Origin of the sequence: Pseudomonas sp. PDM31, from assembly GCF_019218965.1 — a bacterium.
Taxonomy (GTDB): domain Bacteria; phylum Pseudomonadota; class Gammaproteobacteria; order Pseudomonadales; family Pseudomonadaceae; genus Aquipseudomonas.
In genome coordinates, this window is the sequence record NZ_JAHUWS010000012.1 from 54,668 (window position 1) to 73,874 (window position 19,207).

18 protein-coding genes are annotated in these 19,207 nt (G+C 55.2%); 10 read left to right on the plus strand and 8 right to left on the minus strand.

The annotated features are described in order from the left end of the window. Window positions 1-6 precede the first annotated feature (6 nt). From KW839_RS22005 to KW839_RS27740, 5 genes are all read left to right on the plus strand, one after another. Window positions 7-855 carry a TauD/TfdA family dioxygenase gene (locus tag KW839_RS22005; RefSeq protein ID WP_218425489.1) on the plus strand — a complete coding sequence of 283 codons (849 nt, stop codon included), beginning with the start codon at window positions 7-9 and terminating at the stop codon, window positions 853-855. Between the two features lie 85 nt (window positions 856-940). Beyond that, entirely contained in the window at window positions 941-1,672 is a 732-nt protein-coding gene (locus KW839_RS22010) for an SDR family NAD(P)-dependent oxidoreductase (protein WP_060541171.1), read from the plus strand. Between the two features lie 132 nt (window positions 1,673-1,804). After that, the gene (locus tag KW839_RS22015) at window positions 1,805-2,599 is read left to right on the plus strand and encodes an SDR family NAD(P)-dependent oxidoreductase (RefSeq protein ID WP_371318099.1); all 795 of its coding nucleotides are present in this window, start codon (window positions 1,805-1,807) and stop codon (window positions 2,597-2,599) included. Between the two features lie 63 nt (window positions 2,600-2,662). Beyond that, window positions 2,663-3,256 carry an HD domain-containing protein gene (locus KW839_RS22020; RefSeq protein ID WP_256352788.1) on the plus strand — a complete coding sequence of 198 codons (594 nt, stop codon included), beginning with the start codon at window positions 2,663-2,665 and terminating at the stop codon, window positions 3,254-3,256. A 914-nt stretch (window positions 3,257-4,170) separates the two neighbouring features. Next, entirely contained in the window at window positions 4,171-4,305 is a 135-nt protein-coding gene (locus KW839_RS27740) for a hypothetical protein (protein WP_256352789.1), read from the plus strand. Between the two features lie 248 nt (window positions 4,306-4,553). On the opposite strand, the gene KW839_RS22030 is transcribed toward KW839_RS27740, so the two are convergent. Beyond that, complete coding sequence (locus KW839_RS22030) at window positions 4,554-5,252, minus strand: hypothetical protein (RefSeq protein ID WP_218425490.1); 699 nt, start codon at window positions 5,250-5,252, stop codon at window positions 4,554-4,556. 586 nt (window positions 5,253-5,838) lie between these two features. Here KW839_RS22030 and KW839_RS22035 point away from each other — a divergent pair. Together KW839_RS22035 and KW839_RS22040 are read left to right on the plus strand one after the other, a co-directional pair. Further along, window positions 5,839-6,039: an AlpA family transcriptional regulator gene (locus tag KW839_RS22035; RefSeq protein WP_218425491.1), complete on the plus strand. Its 201-nt coding sequence runs from the start codon at window positions 5,839-5,841 to the stop codon at window positions 6,037-6,039. A 427-nt stretch (window positions 6,040-6,466) separates the two neighbouring features. Next, window positions 6,467-7,123 (plus strand): inovirus Gp2 family protein, encoded by a 657-nt coding sequence (locus KW839_RS22040; RefSeq protein ID WP_218425492.1) that lies wholly within the window; start codon window positions 6,467-6,469, stop codon window positions 7,121-7,123. Between the two features lie 103 nt (window positions 7,124-7,226). Here the strand turns inward: KW839_RS22040 and radC are convergent, their stop codons facing one another. The 6 genes from radC to KW839_RS22070 form a co-directional block, all read right to left on the minus strand. After that, entirely contained in the window at window positions 7,227-7,724 is a 498-nt protein-coding gene (gene radC / locus KW839_RS22045) for a DNA repair protein RadC (protein WP_218425493.1), read from the minus strand. 51 nt (window positions 7,725-7,775) lie between these two features. After that, window positions 7,776-8,696 carry a hydrolase or metal-binding protein gene (locus KW839_RS22050; RefSeq protein WP_218425494.1) on the minus strand — a complete coding sequence of 307 codons (921 nt, stop codon included), beginning with the start codon at window positions 8,694-8,696 and terminating at the stop codon, window positions 7,776-7,778. A 107-nt stretch (window positions 8,697-8,803) separates the two neighbouring features. After that, window positions 8,804-9,808 carry a YqaJ viral recombinase family protein gene (locus KW839_RS22055; RefSeq protein ID WP_218425495.1) on the minus strand — a complete coding sequence of 335 codons (1,005 nt, stop codon included), beginning with the start codon at window positions 9,806-9,808 and terminating at the stop codon, window positions 8,804-8,806. 81 nt (window positions 9,809-9,889) lie between these two features. Further along, window positions 9,890-10,858 (minus strand): DUF932 domain-containing protein, encoded by a 969-nt coding sequence (locus KW839_RS22060; protein ID WP_218425496.1) that lies wholly within the window; start codon window positions 10,856-10,858, stop codon window positions 9,890-9,892. 55 nt (window positions 10,859-10,913) lie between these two features. Further along, window positions 10,914-11,243, minus strand: a complete 330-nt coding sequence (locus KW839_RS22065) for a hypothetical protein (RefSeq protein ID WP_218425497.1) — start codon at window positions 11,241-11,243, stop codon at window positions 10,914-10,916. Between the two features lie 410 nt (window positions 11,244-11,653). Then, window positions 11,654-12,301 carry a HEPN domain-containing protein gene (locus tag KW839_RS22070; RefSeq protein WP_218425498.1) on the minus strand — a complete coding sequence of 216 codons (648 nt, stop codon included), beginning with the start codon at window positions 12,299-12,301 and terminating at the stop codon, window positions 11,654-11,656. A 219-nt stretch (window positions 12,302-12,520) separates the two neighbouring features. Here KW839_RS22070 and KW839_RS22075 point away from each other — a divergent pair, with 219 nt between their 5' ends. The 3 genes from KW839_RS22075 to KW839_RS22085 all read left to right on the plus strand — a co-directional run bounded on the left by KW839_RS22075 (window position 12,521) and on the right by KW839_RS22085 (window position 18,182). Beyond that, a complete protein-coding gene (locus KW839_RS22075) occupies window positions 12,521-14,002 on the plus strand; it encodes a hypothetical protein (protein ID WP_218425499.1) in 1,482 nt (493 codons plus the stop codon). Between the two features lie 63 nt (window positions 14,003-14,065). Then, window positions 14,066-17,467, plus strand: a complete 3,402-nt coding sequence (locus KW839_RS22080; protein WP_218425500.1) for a TM0106 family RecB-like putative nuclease — start codon at window positions 14,066-14,068, stop codon at window positions 17,465-17,467. A 46-nt stretch (window positions 17,468-17,513) separates the two neighbouring features. After that, a complete protein-coding gene (locus tag KW839_RS22085) occupies window positions 17,514-18,182 on the plus strand; it encodes an ankyrin repeat domain-containing protein (RefSeq protein ID WP_218425501.1) in 669 nt (222 codons plus the stop codon). A 50-nt stretch (window positions 18,183-18,232) separates the two neighbouring features. Here the strand turns inward: KW839_RS22085 and KW839_RS22090 are convergent, their stop codons facing one another. Continuing rightward, window positions 18,233-19,108, minus strand: coding sequence for a WYL domain-containing protein (locus tag KW839_RS22090; protein ID WP_218425502.1), 876 nt, complete (start codon window positions 19,106-19,108; stop codon window positions 18,233-18,235). Window positions 19,109-19,207: the final 99 nt, after the last annotated feature.

The window sequence follows — 19,207 nt, forward strand, 5'->3', positions numbered from 1 at the left end:
GCGCGAATGAGAGTCGAACAATTGACCTGTGCAATCGGTGCCGAACTGATCGGTATCAACTTACGCGATGCGGTGCATGACGATGCTTTGTTCGCCGCTATCCGTGAGGCCTTGATCAAGCATCGGGTGCTGTTCCTGCGCGACCAGGACATCACCAGCACCGAGCATGCGGCTTTTGCGCGCCGCTTCGGCGACCTTGAAGATCACCCGGTGGCGCCCACACATGAGGATGCGCCGGGCCTGGTGAAAATCTACAAGACCCCGGACCACCCCGTCGACCGCTACGAAAATTGCTGGCATACCGACGCGACCTGGCGCGAAGCCCCGCCCTTTGGCGCCGTACTGCGCTGCGTGGAATGCCCGCCAGTCGGTGGCGACACTATGTGGGCCAACATGGTGCTGGCCTACGAGAAGCTGCCGGAGGACGTCAAGGCGAGGATTGCCGACCTGGTTGCCAGCCATAGCATCGAGTCCAGCTTCGGTGCCGCCATGCCCAGGGATAAGCGTCTCGCGCTGAAGAGCCAGTTTCCAGATGCCCAACACCCGGTGGTGCGCACGCATCCGCAAACCGCGGAAAAGATCCTGTTCGTCAATGCGTTCACAACGCACTTCGTCAATTACCACACCCGGGAGCGGGTGCGTTACGGCCAGGACTACAACAAGAGCGGCAGTGAGCTTCTGCAGTACCTGATCAGCCAGGCCTACATCCCCGAGTACCAGGTGCGCTGGCGCTGGAAAAAAAACAGCGTGGCGATCTGGGATAACCGTTCGACCCAGCATTACGCCGTGATGGATTACCCGCCCTGCCATCGCAAGATGGACCGCGCCACCATCATCGGCGATCAGCCTTATTGAACACGCGAGCACCATCGGCCCCAGCTGATCTTTCGTCCCCGTTGTACAGACGCTCTTTCATCCTAACGGCAATAAGGGAACAGACATGATCCAAACCAATCCCACCCCGCTCGAGGGTAAGGTCGCCATCATTACTGGCGCCGGTCGTGGCATCGGCCGCAGTGTGGCCATCGCCTATGCCAGGGCTGGCGCTGCCGTGGTATGCAGTGCCCGCAGCGCCGGGCAAATCGCTGAAACGGCCGCTTTGATCAAGACGGCGGGTGGCCAGGCGCTTGCGCATGTCGCTGACGTGGGTGACTACGCTTCGATGGTCTCTCTGTTTCAGCGCGCCAGCGATGAATATGGTGGCGTCGATATTGTGGTGGCCAACGCCGGTGTCGCCACCGAGCAACGCCGGATCGAAGACAGCGACCCCGAGTTGTGGCGCCAGACCATCGACATCAATCTGACCGGTGCCTACTACACGGCACATGCCGCCATCCCGCACCTGCGCAAGCGTGGCGCCGGCAAGATCATCATGATCGGCTCCGGCCAACGCAATCGCCCTGCGCCAGGTTTTTCGGCCTATTCCTGTTCCAAGAGCGGCCTGTGGATGCTCACTCAATCGCTGGCGCTGGAGCTGCATGAGTACAACATCAGCGTCAACGAACTCATTCCTGGCCCGGTCAAGACCGACATGACCCGCGATGCGGCCATCCCCCCCGGGGAGTGGTTCAAGTCGCCCCAGGAGGTCACGCCAATGGCCTTGTTCATCGCGAGCATGCCCGACGTCGGCCCGACGGCCCAGAGCTACAGCCTCATGCGCCGACCTGCCTGAGCCATGCCTGCCTTTTCGCGCTGAAAAACTGATCGTATCCGAACCTGGGAGAACGCCATTCAGTCATCACAACGAACCGAACATGCAGCAAGCGACAGAACACACGGCAAGCTCGCTGGCCGCATAGCCCTGATCACTGGCGCAGGCCGCGGTCTTGGCGGCACCATCGCGGTAGACATGGCCCGGGCCGGCGCCGATATCGTTGTCTGCGATATCGACATGCCCGCCCTGGAAGAAACCCGGCAAAGAGTGGAGGAGACGGGCGCAGCCTGCCTGGCCCTGCGCTGCGACATCACTTCAAGCCGAGAGGTAGCAGAGATGTTTGCCTGCGCCGCCGAGCGTTTTGGCACAGTGCATATTCTGGTGAACAACGCAGCGCTCGCGCCCACCGGCAAAGCCGACGCGGAGCGCCGCAACAAGCACTACGCCTACATGACCACACCAGTGCCCCGTCAATCCCTGGGCTTCACCAGCCAGATCACCGATGAGGACTGGCTGCGCTACTGGGATGTCAACGTGCATGGCACCTTCTACTGCACACGCGAAGCCCTCAAGCTGATGGAGGCGCAGCACTACGGCAGGATCATCAACCTGGCCTCGATCGCGGGCTTCTCCACCCTCAGCGTGCACAGCCCCCACTACTGCGCCACCAAGGGGGCCGTTATTGCCTTCACCAAGTCGGTCGCGGCCGAAGTGGCCGGCTCCAATATCCTCGTCAACGCGCTGGCGCCGGGAGGCGTGTCGACACCGTTCTTCGAGGAGTATCTCGACTCCATCGGCGAAGAAGCCAGGAACAGATTCTGGCAAGTGATCCCCGCAGGGCGTTTTGGCCAGATGGAGGAGTATGCGTCCATGGCGACGTACCTGGCCGGAGACCATTACTTTGTGGGGCAGGTAATCAGTCCCAACGGTGGGGCCGTGATTTAAATGAAGTGAACCGTAAGCCATCTGTCACGCATGCAGATGGCATCCCCACACGGCACATCAGACATGAAGGTTCCCCTGATGAAACTGGCGACATTCAAGCGCATGCAGGACAGCACTCAGCAAGACTGGGACATCATCAAACCCCAGGCCGCGAAGTTTTTCAGCGCACTGCCCGAGCGCGTGCTGGCGCACCTGCAACTACTCAAAGGCGACTTCAGCGGCTTCCCCATCGACCGCTACAGCCACTGCCTGCAGAGCGCCACACTGGCCTTGAAGGACGGGCGCGACGAAGAATATGTGGTGTGCACCCTGCTGCACGATATTGGCGATACCCTGGGCTCATACAACCACCCCGAAGTCGCAGCGGCGATCCTCAAACCGTTCGTATCCGAAGCCAACCTGTGGATGATCGAGCACCACGGCATTTTTCAGGGGCATAATTTCTTTCACTGCCTTGGCATGGATCGCAACATGCGTGACCGGTTCAAGGAGCATCCGCATTACGAACGTACGGTGGAATTTATCGATAAATACGACAGCCCCGCGTTCGATCCGGAGGGGGAGATTTATCCGTTGAGTACGTTTGAGCCGATGGTGAGGCGGGTGATGGGTGCGCCGCGGCGATCTATCTATAAGGCGGTTGTGGATGCGGAGTGAGGTCCGCTTTAGCAGGGGCAGGCGGGAGTTGGTTTTTATCAAACCCCAGATGCAACAAAGCCCGCATTGGGCGTAATGCTGTGGGCACACACTTGTGGCGAGGGGGCTTGCCCCCGTTGGGTCGCGAAGCGGCCCCAAAACCTGCCATCAGGGCGTATCAGGTACACCACGTGTAATGGTTTTGCGACTGCTTCGCAGTCGAACGGGGGCGAGCCCCCTCGCCACAGGTTTTGTACTTGCCTGATGATCGTCTTAAGTGAACAGCACTACCGCACTGGGCGGGCTTTGCCAGTTTTGGTTGGTGGGCCGGGACCAAAAAGGGGACGGATCTATTTGTGCCGGATTGTCACCTGCGGCTGGCGTCTTCGCTGGCAAGCCTGCTCCGACAAGAGGGAGCCATCGATTGCCAAACCCCAGATGCAACAAAGCCCGCACTAGGCGGGCTTTGTCAGCTTCGATTGGTGGGCCGGGGTAATCTGAACTGATCGCATATCCATTTGATTTTTATAAGAAACTATCGGTTAATTTCACTGGTGGAATACCCATTGGAATACCGTTTCGTCAAGGATGCTTTGAAATAGCCATCGATGGCTGGCACGGCTCCTATTTGGGTGCAAAAAAAATGGCCCGACTGAATGTCAGATTCCCACTCCTCTCAACTCATGCCTTCCTTTTGAATTACACCTTTTCTGACGCGTGAGTCGTTTTTCGCTGCGGGTATACCTGGCGTCGCGTTTGTCTGATGGGCGATGAGGCGCGCGCGGGCAGGTAGCTTGCGCTTCATCTACTACTGGCAGCCCAATGATGGATAGTCATGTTAGCGATTTAAGGCAAGGAGAGCGTGAGAGCCTGCCCTCCGACCAGGAAAAGCCGAAACAGGGCGTCACCGAAGTGCTGAGGGAGAGAGGTGCCAAATGAAAAAGCGTGATCTGCTTGCCGAGATGATGCAGGGCGTCAGTAAAGTGCTAGCCCATCGCGAAGGAATGAACAACTTGTGTCAGTACGAGCTTGAAAAAAGGCCGGTATCGGATGCTATCGCTGCTTATTAGATCGATGTTTCTGCAAGACGACGCATCTGTCCCAACATGTATTTGTACGTCCTTTCCGTATCAGCAGGGGACACTGGGAAGATGGGCGCAGGGAAGAACGAGGTCCAATACCCAGTCTGCAGTATTCAAGTTGGATGAAAAATATTCAGACATGGTAGGGCGTCTGGAGAATTTCTGATATCCAAGCCCCCGAAAAAATAGGGGCTTTTAATCGGCATATGCTTTGCCTGGCCGCTAAAGACTTTTGGTTAAACATCCAGCAGTGGCCGGAGCTTTTCTGCAATATAGATTCCCTTCTCTTCCTCCATCTGCAGCAGAATCTCTAATACCTGGGTTCGTTTCAGGTCATGTTTTTCTACTAGCTTATCTAGGCGCTTGATTGCTTTGTTTGACAAGATAAAGTTGTATTGTTTTTTGTCTGTCTGTTTCTCTCGATATTTGTTTTGACTCCAGCGCTTTTTTATTTCTTCGACGAGCAGTTTCACCTCCGCTGGGCCCATTACCAACTCGTCAAAAAAAGTAACTAGTTCTTGATGGTTTTGGAATTTGTCAAGGATCCATGGGAGGAATTTGTGCTTGTTGTGCACTATATCCCAGGCTGCTTCCAGCTTTTTTTGTTCGTCGGATCCTTTGAACCAATCAAATATTTTGTCGTTTGATTTTTGCTGTTTCCAAAGGGTTTCAAGTTGGAGGATTTCATTTGACTTGCTTTGTGGGTCTACTTTCCAGAAGTCAATCAAGGCTAATGCGAGTTCGTATTTTGGTAGGGTGTTTAGAATCTGCATGTGTGGGATTGGTGTTTTTCGTAGTAATCGTTGAACTATCCACCCAATTTGTCTTCCGTCTTTGGTGATCCATTGTAGATATTCATCGGAGATGAAGCAGTAGTTTTTGTTGTTCTCGATGTCTATTTTTAGCTGGGGATGTTGGTCGATAAACTTTGCCATCTCGTCCCTTATCCCGTGGCTTCGCAATTCGCCGATCTGAAAGTTTGGTACGGATGTCTTGAAATACAGCCACAACCAGTTAGTGAATCTTGTGTTTGTGTCTATGTTGCTTATGGATTTTGCGAGTTGGTCGTGTCTACTAGCTTCCACGATGATTTCTCCTGGATTTAAAAATTAATATTCTCTATTTATCACTAGTAGAAATCAAGTGAAAAATATGGTGTTTGGTGATGTTATTTTATCTGGTTTCTAGGGTATTTATAGTAGATTAAAATATGCTTGGCTCCATGGCTTTCCTGCCTTTTATGTGGCGTGGCTTGATGTTGCGCAGTAGTAATGTGGCTGGCAGCCACTCGTGTAAGTCGCTCCTCACGAAGAAGCTCTTCGGAAGTGATTGCTTAATAAAGTTGATCGCGTTAGATGACCATTGAGCGGTGCTGATTCGAAACGACGCTTTTTCCAATATGATGAGGGACGCCTTGAGGCGCTTGGAGTGGATTACTGTGTGGGGGTGGTCCTCACTTATTGGTGGTGTAAAGATTTACGTGGCTCGCCAATCCATTGAGTGGATATGAGGAGCTCAATCATGAAAATAATTCGACTGAATCAAGTGCAGGATGTAACGGGTCTGGGGCGCTCTACCGTTTACAAGTATATTGCGGAGGGATCATTCCCAAAGCCAATTTCATTGGGGGATCGTTGTGTTGGCTGGCTAGAGAGCGAGATCCACGATTGGATATTGGCGAGAGTCGCAGAGCGTGATCTGCAGGAGCCTGCAGTTGCTTGAAGATGGCAGCGAACTGGTAGTAAAGCGACAAATTCATTACTTTGTTTGATTTCAGAAAGCATTATGACTGGAGGACTCCCAGTCATGATGCTTTTTTTCCGGAGTGCTAGTTTTCTTGAAAATGATGGTTTTTTAATTGATTTATCAATATTTGTTGTGTTTGGGCTTGTCCGTCTTTTCGGTATTAGTAGTATGCTTTAGTAGTATCGATTGGTAGTGCGTGTCTGTAGTTGAAATTTCTGTATGCTATTGTTTTCAGGCTAAATTAGCTAATCGACTGTGTTGGCTATCGCTAGTGTGTCAAGGTGTGTTTGGATTGATGTCGGGTGCTCAATGCAGCGCTTGGTACAGTTCTGTTTGTTTGTAAGGCTCAGTAAAAATGTACTTGTTGCGCTGAGGGTATGAACCTAAGCCATGGAGTACCAGCATGATTCGCCATCCTAGCAATACAAATCTGACTCTTCACTACGAAAATACCTACCAAGGTTTGCCTGTGCAGGTAGCGAAGGGTCCTTTTATCAGCGAGTACCTAAATCGTCTTAACCAGACGGTAGAGCGAGCACTTGCTCAGTACCCTCGTGTATTTGCATTCAGGTTTGATCTGCGACTTCCTGCCGAGATTGAGTTATCTGAAAGCGCTTACAGGAATCAGGTCATTGAGCGTTTCATCGAATCTTTTAAAGCCAAGATCCGACATAACCGCAACATGGCTCGCCAATCGAATCCATATGCGCACGACAGCAAGGTCCGATACGTCTGGGCGCGAGAGCATGGCCAGCACGGCAAGCCGCACCACCATCTGGCTATCCTATTGAACTACGATGCCTTCAACTCGCTGGGTAAGTTTGAGCTCGGCAGGGACAATATGTTCAACCGTCTGCTGGAGGCCTGGGCCAGCGCCTTGGGCCTATCTGTAGAGGCTGTCAGCGGCTTGGTCGAAATCCCGAGTAATCCTTACTATCATTTACATCGTGACGACCTGGCTGGGCAGGAGGAGTTCTTCCACCGAACAAGTTATATCTGCAAGTCGGCTACCAAGGCCTTTGGTGATGGCAGCCACGGCTTTGGCTGCAGCCGAAGCTAAGTACAAACGCTGGATCACGACAAAAAATAAGTGATGGGTACCGTGCCGATGACCGCCCTGGCATCAGCCAAGGGCAGTCTATCGTGCAGTGTGAGCCGAGGAGTTAAAGGTAGCCTCGTTCAGCCAACGACACGCAGCCTTCACAGCCCACCACCACATGATCCAATATCTGGGTACCGACCATGTTGAGGGCATTTTTGAGGGTGGTGGTCAGTGTGCGATCAGCTTGACTAGGTTCCGGATCGCCGGAGGGATGATTGTGAACCATAATTACGGCCGCGGCGTTGTGCTCTAGAGCGATCTTGACCACTTCACGCGGGTACACGCTGGCCCCATCCAGCGTTCCTCTGAATAGTTCTCTAAAGCCTATAACCCGGTGTTTGGTATCAAGCAGCAGCAGAGCAAAGATTTCGTGCTCATGGTACTGCAGCAGTGTTTGCAGGTGGCTGAATACCTGCTTAGGCTCAGTCAATGCCCGGCCTTTAGACAGACGACTCATTGCCAATTGTTGTGCCATACGCAGGATGTCAGCTTCGGTGACCGGGCCTTCCAAAACATAGGTACCGGTATTTTCACCGGCTGTGAGCTTGTGATATTTCATGGGGGTCTTCCTGTACGAATGCGGTGAGAGAGGAGGAATCTGAGAAACCTGTTACTGGACGGTGGGCTTGCCGTTGTGCTGCGTGGCTTGTGACTCCAGCTTTTGGGCGAGTGAGGGTTTCGCAGGCGCTGCCAGTTGGGCTTGGGGCTCTACAGGGCTGGGCTGATCTTCCAGGACGGGAAAGAACTCCTCGACGACGGCACCGGTGTCCTCCTCGCTGTCCTCAAAGGCCCCATTGTTAAAGCCCTGCTGGGCCGCGTGATCCAAGGCGCTCTGTTCAAAGCCGGAGGCTTGCCGGGCTTCGTCCAATTGCTTGGCTGCCAGCAATGCGTCTTCTAGGCTCAGCCCGCTGCGTACTGTGATGTCCACGTAGAAGATCGGCGTGCCATGGCTCTGCCGGGTGGATTTACCACGTAGACGCAGCTCCAGCGGCAGACAGGCCAAACGATTGCCGGAGACGGCTTGCAAGTAATGCAGACGCGCTGCCAGGGTGCGGATGCTGTTAAAGCCGGTAGTGCGAAAGACAAAGCTGCCCAGTGGATCATCATCGCCAATCACCACGTTCAGCCGTCCGTAAGGCTTGCAGGCATTGCCTTGAGCCAATGAACAGCCATCGGGTGAGGGACAAGGCAATGATTGGATGCCATCCTTGGTCAGACGCTTGCAGGTCTCTCCATTGCCGACGCACAGCGGCCGACCTGTGTTTCGGTCGAACAGGCTGTAGTCCGCCCGAAAGTTTAGATCCGGCTCGTTGAACAGCAGCCGAATCGGAATGCTGCGCAGCTTGTCGTCCTGGCCATTGCGAAGTTCTTCGTTAAGGGGATGCAGCAACCAGCCGTCGCGGTTTTGTACCTGCGAGGTAATGGTGAACTGATCATCTTTCTCCGGCAGACGTTTGCCGTTTTTCTCGACGACCTTGCCTATGGAAATGCGCCCGAGCACGGGCGGGGTGATGGCCAGACCTTTGAGCATGGGAGTTCTCCTGCGTCTGAAATAAAAACGCCACCGAGACCGCGCAAACGGCCACGGTGGGCGTTGGAGAGAAAGGGCATGGGAATAAGGGAGGAGCGAACAAACGTTCAGGCCAGCAGAAAACGCCGACTGCCGGTTTTGGTGGTTGCGTAGCGCACTTGCAGATGGGGCTTTTCTTTGAGCAGGCGGGGGATATCCAGAGCCATGCTGTCTTTGGCTTTCTTCCACGTGATGCAGCCAGTGGCGAAGGTTGCCCGACTGGCATCGCCCATGGCCTGTTGTAATGTTTGCTTGAACTGAGCTTCCAGCTTCTCCTGCTGTGCAATTGATTCGCGTACGTTCTGCAGTGCGGTAAAGGTCGTACAGAGCAGCATGTCCTGGCTGAAGTCCAGACTGTGCCCACTGTCCTGTGGATACAGGCAGCGCAACGCGTGCTCCGCCGAGGCAGAGCCGTCTGCCGGTGGCGGGGTATCACTGACCACGTAATCCCAGAACAGTCGCTCCAAGTCGACCAGCCGAGCAATCAGTGAGTCGTCGCGTTCAATGCGATGGATCTCCAGGTGCTGACCACCGAGCAGTACCGCCACATCAGCAGCCTGCTTGCCAGTGACGGCGAGCTGGTGCATGACTTGCAACTGCACATACTCGGGCACACCTTCTTTCCAGAGGCGTGCGCCGTTTATGCCGGCGGTTTTGCATTCGAGGATCTGTACGTCTGACGCACCGATTACTTCTCGGTCGATGTTGGCCAGCATCCAGGGCAGTTTGGGATCAGGATGCTGCAGCACCGCATTGACGCGTCGCACCCGGTGACCACTGCGCCGGGTGTAATGGGTTGCGACAATCGGCTCCAGGATATTGCCCCAATAAGCTGGGCTTTCTTCATCCTGCGGATCGAGCTTGGGCAGTGCGGTGTCACGGCCGGTTTTCTCCAGCCACAGCTCCAGCTGGGATTTATACGGGTTAAGCCCGACGGCAGCGGCGGCATCCGAACTGCCGATGCCTTGCTTACGCACGGCCAGCCAATCCTCGCGCGGCAGTTGTTTAGTCCCCACCAGACGTAAGGCTGGGCGGGGTTTGCTGCTGGGTTGTTGCAGAGTTTGTGTACCCATGATGTTTTCCTGTGCGGCATAAAAAACACCCGGCCAGCAAAAGCTGACCAGGCGTGTTAATAGTTGAGTAAGTGAGTGGAGCTAGGCGGCGAGTTGCAATGCGGCTTGCAGGGCGCGTTGTTTGATGACAGCCCCTTGGCCGAACCAGGCCGAGTCCATGCGGTATTCAGTACTGCGGGCCCGCCGCTCGTGATCAACGTACTCGGTCACCGCATTGAGCAAGCCCCAAGCGGTTCCTTGAGCCGACACCAATGTTGATCCGCGTCCCTGGCCTTCATACAGGCTCTGCACCTTGCGCAGCGCCCGCTCCATAGGGAGTACTGCAGGTAGTGGACTGTTGGGGCTGGCATCACACAATACGTTCATGAAATACCCCGAGGCCTCATGCCATTGAACCTTGCGTTCCGACAGGATTCGCATGCGGTACATGAAGTCGTCCCATTGCGAGACGGCGATACCTAGCTGCTTTTTCACTGCCTGCGGATCGAAGCGGGTGTTATGTGGCACCTTGATCGCGTGGGTGGTGCCATCCAGGGCGATGGTCAGCGTGTTATTGCAGACCACGCGCACGGTGGTGGGCGTTGCGGTGGTGGCCAAAGTGCCATCGCAGGAGGTGGCAAGCAACAGGTATCCATTAACCTGGTCGTTGCCCTTCAAAACCGTGCCTTGGCCAGTACGGGCCAGAGCCCAGAACTTGCGACCGCCTTTGAGCACTCCAGCGGTTTCTAACTCGTAGCCCGAGACCTCAGTCAGATCCCGGTAGAACTCCAGCACTTCGCGCGGTTGTACGATTTGGTATCGGTTGGAGACGACCGACAATGGAGCCTTGGTATCGGAACGGTAGAGCACCTTCTGTTCAGGGAAAGAGTGAATTGACCCAAGAGCACCGATGCTCTCAGATTTGAAATGCACCGGGCTGTCTTGGATCTTCCAGTCCATACCCGCTTCACGCTGCCAGACTTCCAGCGGTTGCTGCGGGGAGAGGCGACTGCCCAGGCCATGCCAGGGGGTAGCACCAGCGTAAGCCATTTGTTCAATGAGATGAGCCATGGGAAAGATTCCTGCGGAATGAATGGAAAAGAGCGTGGCTTCAACAAACAACGACCTAACGGTTGACGCTGAAGCTGTAACCGCATTCCAGGCACTGATAGTTATCCAGCACCTTCTCATCAATCTGTTCACCCAGCGTGGCCCCAGCGATCCCGCCGGCAGCACCACCAAACAGCCCTCCAAGTATGGCGCCAGCGATACTGCCCACAGCGATCCCAACAGGCCCGCCGACTATGCCAAGTACTGCACCGGCTTCCGCTCCCGACAGGGCTCCGGCGGCCCCACTGACTGCACCGCCTGCAGCGCCAATCAAGCCACCCGTTTGCTTACCGATATTTTTCGTTACGACACGTCCAGAGTTGCAACTAGGGCAAGGGGTATACATACGTAAATCCTCTCAAGTGATGAGCGTACCAGCCAAAAAGCAAGCACGCTAAATCCCTACCGCAGTTAATACGGTGGGCGTTCACAGAGGTGATATAGGTCTGAGTTATTTTTGATTGGGATTTCAAGCGGTAATTAGTTGAAATCTCGCGGGAAATCGAGATATTCCAAGTGTTATTGGGGGGAGGGGCTGGAAATTGAGTGCGTGTTGCCCTGTCGTTGTGCGGCGGCAAACGCGCGGCGGCGCTAATGAGTCTGATCCAGCGGGCCAAGCTCAATGTGCGTGATCGGTAGGAGTACTTGAAGGACGTACTGGCGCGGCTGCCGACGAAGCAAGCGAAATCACCGAGTTGTTGCCGCATAACCAGATGCCGTTACGCAACCTGCAATGCCCGTTCGTTTACGGTCTACCTATGCAATAACCGGATAACAAGCATTACCCCATAGCGTTTCCGGGTTATCCAGCATCAGCAAAATAATCACCGGCACCAACTTGCCGAGAAGGTTCGAGCAGTCGCGCAGTTGGTCTCGGTTCACACTGCTGTTCCAGGTTGCGCCCCCATGCATTACCTGGTTACGCAATGTATAGATTCGATTGAACAGAACGCCGAGTACTGCTGGGGTATTGCGGTTGGCCAACGCTTGCTGCGCTGCTCGCCGACCGCTGGCAAAGCGCTCGGTCCACTGTTGCTCGCTGATCTTGCCGGTCTGGTGATCCCAGAGGCTCTGGAACACGAAGGGGTTGTCCAGCAACGCGCGAATGCTGCCAGAGAACTCGGACCAGACCAGATTCTCGATCCGGTTGGCCGTGTCGAGCGCACAGAGTTTGTCCAGGAACGCCTTGAACGTGGATTGCTCGGAAAGGCGGTATTGCTCGTCAATATCGGTGGCGTAGGCCGAGTTGAAGGCGATCCACAGGAAGATAAAGCGCCCATCGACATCGTCAGCCTGCTCGGCACGATTGAGCCAGCTCAACGCCCGATGGACACGCAAGGTGAGGTTGGGATGATGACTTTCACGTTCCTGGCGATGACGGGTCTTGAGTGCTTGATGGTCCATGGGGTGCCGATCCTTGAGGTCATGGGCAGTACATAAAACGGCAAGGTGCGTCTGAAAACTTTACATATGTTCTGGCTAAATGCCGACATGGGAGAAAAGCGTCTATCCAGCGCTTCAGAACCTGTTCCATTTGTTTACCTGTATGGGCAAACAACGTGGACTTGGCATGATCTTTTGCTTAGGGTATGGCCATTCGATATTACCTGCAAGGTGGTCTGCATGAAGCGCGAACAGTTCCTGGGGCAACCTGAAGTTGAGTCCTTCATCGCATGGCTTGCAACGAACTTGCCGACGTTGACTTTCAAGCTGCGCTTCAAGGCGAGCAAATTTGTACCGGGCGGTCTAACGGCTGATGTCCAGGGTTTCGAGCAGGTTCTTGAGCAATATCGCTGGAAAGCGAGCTGGCAAGATAGCCACCAAAACTCGGTGGATTCACAAACCTGGGCTGAAACTCAATGCTCTCTTGGGCAACTTCGCGAGTGGCTGACGAGTGCGATCAACCGGGGGGATGAACAACAAGCGCTTCAGGCGTGTTTGCAGATTCTTCGTTGGGGTGGTGTCCGGGGAGCGATTCCATTTTTGCACCGGCTGGCCGCAAAGGGCGAGCTGTCGAGCTATATGCAAAAGATGGGCGGACTCATGTCACTCGACGGCGACAATGATCTGAATGATGTCGATGCGATCAGTGTCGAGCGTTTCGATGCCGGCCTGACCAAGATTCACGCCTTGCTTGATCCGTCAGGGTCACCCATCTATGACAGTCGTGTCGGCGCTGCGATAGGCATGCTGTATTCACTGTTTCGCCAGCAGTGGATGGAGAGCGGCAAGCCCTTGCTGGCGTTCCCGTCCGGAGCCGCTCGCGGCAGCCAAATCCGCAACCCGGGAGCGTTCTTGAACGGTTTGGCGGCGCCGCAATTTTCGGCGATCGATTATGCCGAATGGGCACGTTGGCAGGTGCGGTTGGGGTGGATTATCCGAGCCCTGCTTGAGCGTACCGGCTGGTTTGCCGAACAAGGGGCTCTGCCGGCGCGATGCCACGCCTTCGAGGCCAGCCTGTTTATGCTCGGCTATGACCTGCGGTGCTTTGGTGTGACGCTGGCGTCTGATCCGAAGGCAGCAATGCCAGTAATGGCTGCGCAGAAAAGTGAACGAGATGGCACTGGCTGGGTGCCTACCGGGCACCCCTTCAGTCAGGTCCTGAAGGATTATCTGGCCTTCCGCCACAGCGGTTTGCACGACAATAAAGCGTCCTTCGTTGCATGGCTGTTGACTAACCCGCGTAACGAGAACCCGCTCACGCGTGCCACCGCGCAGGGCTACTGTTTCGCGTTTTCTATTGATGAGTTCGACCTGTTCGGCCGGCCGCTCGAAGAGCTCGAACGTATCGTCGACGGTGACAAGGACGGATTGTGTGCGGCACTGGCAACCGAGACTTTGGAGCCGTTCACCCTGGGTGATGAACGGGCAAGTGTCTGTTTGGTGGATGTATTGATTACGGGCAATGCGTATCTGCGGGCGACGACGGAGAAAGAGCGCATCGACTACCTTTTGCGCGCCGGATATGCGGGTACCGAGAACTCTGCCAAGACGCTGATGGCGTTGGGGCGCAATGTGGGCAAGCACTTCGGTCTGCTTGATGCACAACATTTGCCGACGACCTTGTTCGAGCAGTTTTTCCGCGGATGCTCGCTCGACGCTTGACTCACACACGACATTGAATCGGCGTGAAACGTTCCTGGACGTTTCACCGGACTGGAAGCGACCATGCAGACTCGAAACGGATTTCAGCTGTACTCCGCCTCAGATATCTGCGGTTTTCTTGAGTGCCAGCACCTGACGGCTCTAGACCTTCAGAACCTTGTCATGCCTATGGAAAAAGCCGCGGCAAGCGATCAGAACCGACTGATACAGGACAAGGGCTTGGCCCACGAGGCTGCCTTTTTCGAGCGGCTCAAAAGCGAAAATGCCAACGTAGTCGACATCGCCGAAGGCTATCCGAGTTTCGAGCGCCGGGTTGAACTTACCATCCAGGCCATGAAGGCCGGCGCCGATATCATCTTCCAGGCGTCGCTTCAGGAAGGCGCCTATATTGGCCATGCCGACTTCCTGCGCAAAGTGCCGCGAGCGTCGGCGCTGGGCGACCACAGCTATGAGGTGATCGACACCAAGCTGGCGAAAACTGCCAAGGCCAAATTCCTTGTGCAGGTTGCGCTTTACTCGCGAATGCTGATCTCGATCCAGGGTGTACAGCCACAGTTCATGTACGTCGTACTCGGTGATGCTGCGCGTACCGAGCAGGCATTTCGGGTGGCCGACTACGCCGATTATCTGGAACATGTGCTGCAGCGTTTCGATGCGTTCGTGAACAGTGCCGAACCGCCAGTCACCTACCCCGAACCGTGCGGGCATTGTGGGTTCTGCGCCTGGCGTGATCGCTGCGACGAACAACGACAGCAGGACGATCACCTATCGGCGGTAGCGGGTATCAGCCGTTCGCAAATCAAGAAGTTACAGAGTGCCGGCGTGACCACATTACACCAGCTGGCGGAAAGTACCGACGAGCTGCGCATCCCGAAATTGCAGACAGAGTCGTTGAGCAAGTTGCGACATCAGGCGCGGTTGCAGTTCCAGGGGCGCTCCAGTGATGTCCCGTTGTTCGAGCTCCTGCCTGTCTTGGGTGAACGGCGTGGTTTCTATCGGATGCCCAAGGCGGTCGATGGTGATTTGTTCTTTGACATGGAGGGCAATCCGCTGGAAGAGGGTGGCCTGGAATACCTTTTCGGTCTTTACATCGACGAGGGTGGGCAGCAAACCTTCAAACCCTTCTGGGCGCATACCCGAGAAGAAGAAAAGGTCGCCTTCGAGCAGTTCATCGACTGGGTCATCGGCCATTTCAAGCGTTACCCCGACGCGCATATTTACCACTACGCCAGCTACGAAGAGACGGCCATCAAGCGCCTAATGAGCCAGCACGGGACGCGTGAAGCACAAGTGGACTGGTTGCTGCGCAACGGCAAGCTGATCGATCTGTACAAGGTCGTGCGCGAAGCGATCCGGGTGTCCGAGCCCAGCTACTCGATCAAGAATATCGAGCACTTTTACATGGCTCAGCGCGACGGCGACGTTACCAATGCCGGCGCGAGCATCGTGTTTTATGAGCAGTGGAAAGAGACCGGCGAATCGAAGTTGCTGGAGCAGATCGAGCGTTACAACGAAGACGACGTGCTATCCACCTATCTTCTGCGTAACTGGCTGTTGGAAATCAAGCCGTCGAGTGCAGGCGCTTTTCTCGGGTCTGAAGCCGAAAGCGAGAAGTCCATGGCGGAGCAAAAGGAGATCGAGATTCGTCTGGAAGATTATCGCGATCGTTTGCTGGGGGGGATGTGCACCGACGAAGAGGCCATGAATGACGAGGATCAGGTCAAGTTGCTCACCTTCCAGTTACTCGACTTCCACCGCCGCGCAGATAAGCCTACGTGGTGGCAGCTGTTCAGCCGTCAGGACATGACAACCGAGGAACTGCTGGAAGATATCGAGAGTTTGGCCGGTTTGCAGCGTACAAAAACACCGCCGGAACCGATCAATCGGTCTTATCTGTATGAGTACAGTTTCGAACCACAAGAAACCAAAATGTGTACCGGTTCTCAGGGCGTCATCACCGAGTCCCTGGCCAGCGTACAGCTGGTTAATCTGGACCATGACAACGGTCTGGCGACATTCAAGGCTACCGAGAGAAATGCACCGCCTGATTACTTCGACATGATTCCCGGGAGGCCGATCCCGTCTACTTCGCTGCGCAAAGCGTTGTTCCGTTATGCCGACAGCCTCTTGGCCGGCGAACAGCGCTTCCAGGCGGTTGCAGACTTTCTGCATCGACGCGCTCCTCGGGTGAAGGGCATAAAGCCGGGTGCACCACTTGTTGATTCAAGCCTGCCGACGATTGATGCCATCAAGCAGGTGGTGCGAAACCTCGAGCACAGCGTGCTGTTTATTCAGGGGCCGCCAGGTGCAGGCAAGACCTACGCCGGCTCGCACGTCATCGTTGATTTGCTCAAGGCGGGCAGGCGCATCGGCGTAACTTCCAATTCGCACCACGCCATCAATAACCTACTGGCGGCGGTTGAATCTCGTGCGCAAGAAGAGGGATTCACTTTCACGGGATTGAAAAAGTCCTCGGAGGGCGAAGGCACGGAGTTCACCGGCCGCTGCATCCGTTCCATCGAGGAAAAAAAGGAGTTTCTCGATGCCTGGGGGCCGAACATTGACTTGACGGCCGGCACAGCCTGGCTATTTGCCGACCCCGTCTTCACTGAGCAACTGGACTACCTCTTCATCGACGAGGCTGGTCAGGTGAGTGTGGCGAATCTGGTCACGATGGGCTTGGCTGCGCGAAACATCGTCCTGATGGGCGACCAGATGCAATTGTCGCAGCCGGTGCAAGGCGTGCATCCGGGCCGCTCCGGCGATTCCATCCTCGATTATCTGCTGGATGGCACGCCCACCATCGCGCCTGATCGTGGGGTGTTCCTGGCGCAATCCTGGCGGATGCACCCCAACGTGTGCTCGTTCATTTCGCAAGCAGTGTACGAAGGGCAACTTTCTTCGGCGCCCGGTACTGAGAAGCGGGTGTTGTTATTGGATGGCCTGCGACCGGCAGTGCCGAACAGCGGGCTGATGTTTTGCCCTGTGGACCACGATGGCAACAGCCAGAGTTCGGACGAAGAAGCGGCGCAAGTCAAAGCGCTTTTCGCATACTTCTTGCGCCAGCGTTATGTGGATAACAAGGGCATCGAGCACGCGATGTGCATCGAAAACATCCTGGTAGTTGCGCCCTACAACCTGCAAGTGCAGTTGTTGAAACAGGTGCTGCCAGCGGGTGCTCGTGTCGGCACTGTGGATAAGTTTCAGGGGCAAGAAGCGGAGATTGTCATCGTATCGATGGCGACCTCGAATGAAGACTATTTGCCCAGAGACATTGGCTTCCTGTACTCGAAAAATCGCTTGAATGTGGCCGTCAGCCGGGCGAAATCCCTGGCCTGTATCGTCGCCAGCCCTGATCTGACGGCCATACGCTGTCTGACTCCGCACGACATGAGCCTGGTCAACGGTTTGTGCATGGTAGTCAGGTACGGGGCGACTTCCAATGCTGTCGCGCTTTGTGAATAGCGGCCCGGAGGGGCTTGTCATCTAATCCGGAGCAGGGAAGAAAGTCATGTCATACACGCCCGCTTTGCTTGCTCTGCTGCAAAAGGTTCTGGCCCCGACGCAGTGTTGTGTAGACGACATGCAGGGGCTAGGCATGGGGGACTGGCACGCTTCAGTGCTTGTCGACAATACGCAGTATCTGTCGTCGTTTGACCCGTTGGCGCTCAATGACCGAGATCTTGCAGGGGACACACCACTGGACATCGCCTACCGGCTGAACAGAATCGCCCTGATCGAGAAGCTGGAGGCACTTGGTGCCGTGGGGGACAAACAACGACAGGACTGGAAAGGCCTCGGCAGCTTCATGCCGCACGATAAATACATGCATCTGCCTGCCAAGCAGGGAAAAATCAAAACCCTTGAAACGCGTTTCCGGCTAGGCGGGAGTCTCAACCATCGTGATGTGGACGGAAATACGCCTATCCATTGGCTGGCAATCAACGGTCACTTCAAGGCCGTCAGGTACTTCACTGACAGCTACAGGATGTTCGAGCTTGATATAAATGCAAAGAACAATGAGGGCAATACCGCTCGAAATCTGGCCATCCTCCATGGCCATCACGACATAGCGCAGCAGCTGTTGATCCGGGAGATCGACAACTACATCAGCGCTACACATATCTGGCACGAGATGTCGGCCGAATGGACATGGATGTTACCGAGTCGAAACACCTGACAGACAGCGATCGACTCGGGGCAACAGGCTTTTGCCCAAAGGATTGAGGGTCAGTCATGCATGAGCCAGGGGCGCAGCTCCTTGAGGTTGGTTGCCACGATTTGCTGTGCCTCGGGGTTAGTGGCCTGGCTTCTCGGGTCGATCTGATAGCGTTGCAATACATACTTCACCAGCGCTCTGCGACTGGGCACTACTAGCTGGCCATCAATCATGCCGAAGTCGGTTTCGATGATTGACTTCTGCGCCGTGTTCAATCGCCCATCGGCTGCAAAGATGACCGGTATCTCGGTGTTCCAGTCTTCATCCAGCTCACGAGTGTTTGGCGATTCGTCGAGCAGATCCGGCTGGCCCCGTAGACGGCTGAGCACAAAGTCGCGGTACTGGCCGTTCTTCTCGCAGTAAGCCCGAACATGCCAACGCATACCGGTATAGACCAGCGTGTGAGGAGCTATGAGGCGAATCTCTACATTCGGAGTATTGAGCGACACGTACTCGGTTTCCAGGCGCAGGCCATCGCGACAAGCCTTGAGCAATGGGCGCAGGACTTCCGGCCGAATCGGACGATCCGGCACTTCGAGCACCTTGGTGTGGGCGTAGGCCAGGGCGAGCCCATCGATGTGCGGGGCGCGTTCGTTGTTCTGGTAGAGCAGGTGCAAATAGGCGCTGGCGCTGTCGTCGATGAACAGCGGCGTGAACGTCTTGCTGGGCACGTAACCTTTTATTTTTTTGTCATATGTAAGATTTTTAGGCGCATGTTCTGTGATGTAGGTGTTGATGTCCTTGGACGCCTGCTGACGGCTGATGCCAAAGCTCTGCATCAAGTGTCCCGTGGTTAACCGGCCCTCCCACCAGGCAACGGTCTCAATCAAACGATAGCGAAGTGCCAGATCCCAGCGGACCTGTTCGATGGACTGCTTGCGTTTCATACCCTCTCCATGTGCTCGAATACTTTACCTGTATAAGTCTACATTCTAGACCTGTCGTTTAACATTACATATCTTGTGTCTGTCTTCAAAATTAATTGA